Annotated in this window: 2 protein-coding genes; both read right to left on the reverse strand. The window is 43.8% G+C overall.

Going from position 1 to position 4,976, the window contains the following annotated elements:
• A partial coding sequence (locus tag RWO85_RS09650) for a DNA-directed RNA polymerase subunit beta' (RefSeq protein ID WP_314415611.1) occupies positions 1–1,049 on the reverse strand: 1,049 nt, incomplete at its 3' end.
• Between the two features lie 38 nt (positions 1,050–1,087).
• Complete coding sequence (rpoB, locus tag RWO85_RS09655; RefSeq protein ID WP_261012995.1) at positions 1,088–4,693, reverse strand: DNA-directed RNA polymerase subunit beta; 3,606 nt, start codon at positions 4,691–4,693, stop codon at positions 1,088–1,090.
• Positions 4,694–4,976 lie beyond the last annotated feature (283 nt).

Below are 4,976 nucleotides of genomic sequence, written 5' to 3' on the forward strand. Positions count from 1 at the left end.
GTTGGACCAACGGCGATAACGGAACGTCCTGAGAAGTCAACACGTTTACCGAGCAAGTTTTGACGGAAGCGTCCTTGTTTACCTTTAAGCATGTGGCTCAATGATTTCAATGGACGGCTACCTGGTCCTGTGATTGGACGACCACGACGACCATTGTCAATCAAAGCATCAACCGCTTCTTGAAGCATACGCTTCTCATTTTGAACGATGATACCTGGTGCATTCAACTCAAGCAAACGAGCCAAACGGTTGTTACGGTTGATAACACGGCGGTAAAGGTCGTTCAAGTCAGATGAGGCAAAACGGCCACCATCCAACTGCAACATTGGACGAAGATCTGGTGGAATAACTGGAAGGATGTTGAGAATCATCCATTCAGGTTTGTTTCCAGACTTGTAAAAGGCATCCAAAACATCCAAACGACGGATGGCTTTGACACGTTTTTGTCCAGTAGCTGTTTTCAACTCTTCTTTGAGTTCAGCAATTTCTTTTTCAAGATCTACTTGTTTCAAAAGGTCTTGGATAGCTTCGGCACCCATCTTGGCAACGAATGATCCATAACCATATTCACGCAAGCGCTCACGGTATTCACGCTCTGTCATGATAGACTTGTGTTCAAGTGGTGTATCCTTGGGATCAATCACCACATAAGCCGCAAAGTAGATCACTTCCTCGAGGGCACGAGGGCTCATATCAAGGGTCAAGCCCATACGGCTTGGAATCCCCTTGAAATACCAGATGTGAGATACAGGAGCTTTCAACTCGATGTGCCCCATACGCTCACGACGAACTTTTGTACGCGTTACTTCAACCCCACAACGGTCACAAACAATCCCTCTGTAACGAATGCGTTTGTACTTACCACAAGCACATTCCCAGTCTTTTGTAGGACCAAAGATAACTTCATCAAAGAGACCTTCACGTTCTGGTTTCAAGGTACGGTAATTGATTGTTTCAGGTTTTTTGACTTCTCCATAAGACCATGAACGGACTTTACTTGGAGAAGCTAGGGTGATTTGCATACTTTTAAAACGATTTACATCAACCACTATTTCTTCCCTTTCTATTCTAAGTGAACTGCTTATTCTTATTCAGCAGCTTCTTCTGTTGCTTCCGCTTTTGTTGCTTTCTCAGCTTCTTCAGCTTCAAAGGCTGCTTTAGCCTCTTGTGCTGCTTTTTCGCGGGCTTTTTCAAGGTCATCTACGTGGATGACATCTTCGTCCATTCCTTCATCCAAGTCGCGAAGTTCCACTTCTTGGTCATCTTCGTCTAGGACACGCATGTCAAGACCAAGAGATTGCAATTCTTTGACAAGAACTCGGAAGGATTCTGGAACACCTGGTTTTGGAATTGGTTTTCCTTTTGTAATGGCTTCATAAGCTTTCAAACGTCCGTTGATATCGTCAGACTTGTAAGTCAAGATTTCTTGAAGGACATTTGACGCACCGTAAGCTTCAAGAGCCCAAACCTCCATCTCACCGAAACGTTGTCCACCAAACTGAGCTTTCCCTCCGAGTGGTTGTTGGGTAACAGTTGAGTATGGTCCGACTGAACGAGCGTGCAATTTATCATCAACCATGTGGTGGAGTTTGATCATGTACATGACTCCAACAGAAACACGGTTATCAAATGGTTCACCTGTACGGCCATCGTAAAGGATTGTTTTAGCATCGCTATCCATACCAGCTTCTTTAACAGTTGACCAAAGGTCTTCAGAACTTGCTCCGTCAAAGACTGGTGTTGCGATATGAATACCAAGAGTACGAGCCGCCATACCAAGGTGGAGCTCCATAACCTGACCGATATTCATACGTGATGGCACCCCAAGTGGGTTCAACATGATATCGACTGGAGTTCCATCTGGAAGGTAAGGCATGTCTTCTACAGGAACGATACGAGAGACAACCCCTTTGTTTCCGTGACGTCCGGCCATCTTATCTCCGACCTTGATCTTACGTTTTTGAGCGATGTAGACGCGAACCAGCATGTTAACACCTGATTGCAACTCATCTCCATTTGCACGTGTAAAAATCTTAACATCACGAACGACACCATCGGCACCGTGTGGTACACGAAGAGAAGTATCACGCACTTCACGAGATTTATCTCCGAAGATAGCGTGCAAGAGACGTTCTTCAGCTGAAAGGTCTTTCTCCCCCTTAGGTGTTACTTTACCTACAAGGATATCGCCTTCTTTAACCTCAGCACCGATACGGATAATACCCATTTCGTCAAGGTCTTTAAGGGCATCTTCACCAACGTTTGGAATTTCGCGAGTGATTTCTTCAGGCCCAAGCTTTGTATCGCGTGTTTCTGATTCGTATTCTTCAAGGTGAACAGATGTGTAGACATCGTCTTTAACCAAGCGTTCGCTCATGATAACGGCATCCTCGAAGTTGTAACCTTCCCAAGTCATGTAGGCAACGATTGGGTTTTGTCCAAGCGCCATTTCTCCATTTTCCATAGAAGGTCCGTCAGCGATGAAATCGCCTTTTTCAACAACATCTCCAACCTTTACGAGAGTGCGTTGGTTGTAAGCAGTACCTGAGTTTGAACGACGGAATTTTTGGATGTGGTAAACGTCCAATGAACCATCTTCACGACGAACTTCTACCTTGTCAGCATCTGCATAGGTAACTTTACCATCATACTGAGCAATCACAGCCGCTCCTGAATCGTGGGCTGCTTGGTATTCCATACCAGTACCAACGTAAGGTGCTTTAGGATTAATCAATGGTACAGCCTGACGTTGCATGTTGGCTCCCATGAGGGCACGGTTGGAGTCATCGTTTTCCAAGAAAGGAATACATGCTGTCGCAACGGCAACTACCTGTTTTGGTGATACGTCCATGTAGTCAACAACATTAGCTGGATACTCTTGGTTGACCCCTTGGTGACGTCCCATGACAACTTTCTCAGCAAATGTTCCATCTTCATTCAGACGAGAATTAGCCTGTGCTACAGTAAATTCATCTTCTTCATCGGCTGTCAACCAAACGATTTCATTCGTGACAACACCTGTTTCACGGTCAACCTTACGGTATGGTGTTTGAACAAAACCATATTTGTTCAAGTGCCCGTAAGATGACAAGTTATTGATCAAACCGATGTTAGGTCCTTCAGGTGTCTCGATTGGACACATACGACCATAGTGAGTGTAGTGCACGTCACGGACTTCATATCCAGCACGGTCACGTGTCAAACCACCAGGTCCTAAGGCTGACAAACGGCGTTTGTGAGACAACTCAGAAAGTGGGTTGTGTTGGTCCATGAACTGTGACAACTGTGATGAACCAAAGAATTCTTTCACCGCAGCTGTTACAGGACGGATATTGATAATTTGTTGTGGTGTCAAGACTTCGTTGTCCTGAACAGACATACGTTCACGGACATTACGTTCCATACGAGAAAGTCCAAGACGTACTTGGTTAGCAAGCAATTCACCAACCGCACGGATACGACGGTTTCCAAGGTGGTCGATATCATCTACACGGCCAAGTCCTTCAGCCAAGTTGAGGAAGTAGCTCATTTCAGCAAGGATATCTGCAGGAGTAACGATACGAACCTTGTCATCTGGATTAGCATTACCGATGATCGTTACAACGCGGTCTGGATCAGTTGGAGCAACAACCTTGAATTTTTGAAGAACAACTGGCTCAGTCACAACCGCCGCATCATTTGGAATGTAGACAATCTTGTTCAAATCACCATCCAAATGGCTTTCAATACTTTCAATCACGCTACGAGTCATGATTGTACCAGCTTCTACCAAGATTTCTCCTGTTTCAGGATCTACCAATGGCTCTGCAATGGTTTGGTTGAGCAAACGTGTTTTAACATTGAGTTTTTTATTGATCTTATAACGACCAACTGCTGCCAAGTCATAGCGACGTGGGTCAAAGAAACGAGCTACAAGCAAGCTACGTGAGCTTTCAGCTGTCTTAGGTTCACCTGGACGAAGGCGTTCGTAAATTTCTTTCAAGGCTTCGTCTGTACGAGAGTCCATTGGGTTCTTGTGGATATCTTTTTCAACAGTGTTGCGAACCAATTCGCTATCACCAAAGATATCAAAGATTTCATCATCACCTGAGAAACCAAGCGCACGAACCAAGGTTGTAAATGGAATCTTACGAGTACGGTCGATACGAGTGTAGGCGATGTCTTTTGAGTCGCTTTCAAGCTCCAACCAAGCTCCACGGTTAGGGATAACAGTTGAACCATAACCCACTTTACCGTTTTTGTCAACTTTGTCATTAAAGTAAACACCTGGTGAGCGGACCAACTGAGATACGATGATACGTTCACCACCATTGATGATGAAAGTACCCATTTCTGTCATGATTGGGAAATCACCAAAGAAAACTTCTTGGGTCTTGATTTCGCCTGTTTCTTTATTGATCAAGCGGAAGGTTACAAAAATTGGTGCTGAGTAGCTAGCATCGTGGATACGAGCTTCTTCTAGCGTGTATTTTGGTTCCTTGATTTCATATCCAACAAATTCCAACTCCATCGTGTCTGTGAAGTTTGAAATTGGCAATACATCTTCAAACACTTCCTTAAGACCGTGGTCTAGGAAAGCTTTGAATGAATCAGTTTGAATTTCAATCAAATTTGGTAAGTCAAGAACTTCTTTGATTCTTGAAAAACTACGACGGGTACGATGTTTCCCGTATTGAACGTCATGTCCTGCCAAGATGATTCTCCTTTGTAAATAAGTTCCAAGCCTTATCAACAGGCTTTCTAATCGTCATATGGTTTTAAAAACCCCTATCACCGTGTCCTCTTGATGAATTTTCAGAATCTTTAAGTCTTTGTTACAAATATTCAAAATCCTGAAAAAAAGCACAAAAAGAGCAGCTAAATCTGACTTTTTCAGAAGATTTAACTGCTGTGAGCCTTGTCTGGACAATATTTCAGACAAAACCTACGACAAATGATTACTCATATTATACCCTATTTAGCTAGATTTTTCAAGG

The organism is uncultured Streptococcus sp., from assembly GCF_963521865.1.
GTDB lineage: Bacteria > Bacillota > Bacilli > Lactobacillales > Streptococcaceae > Streptococcus.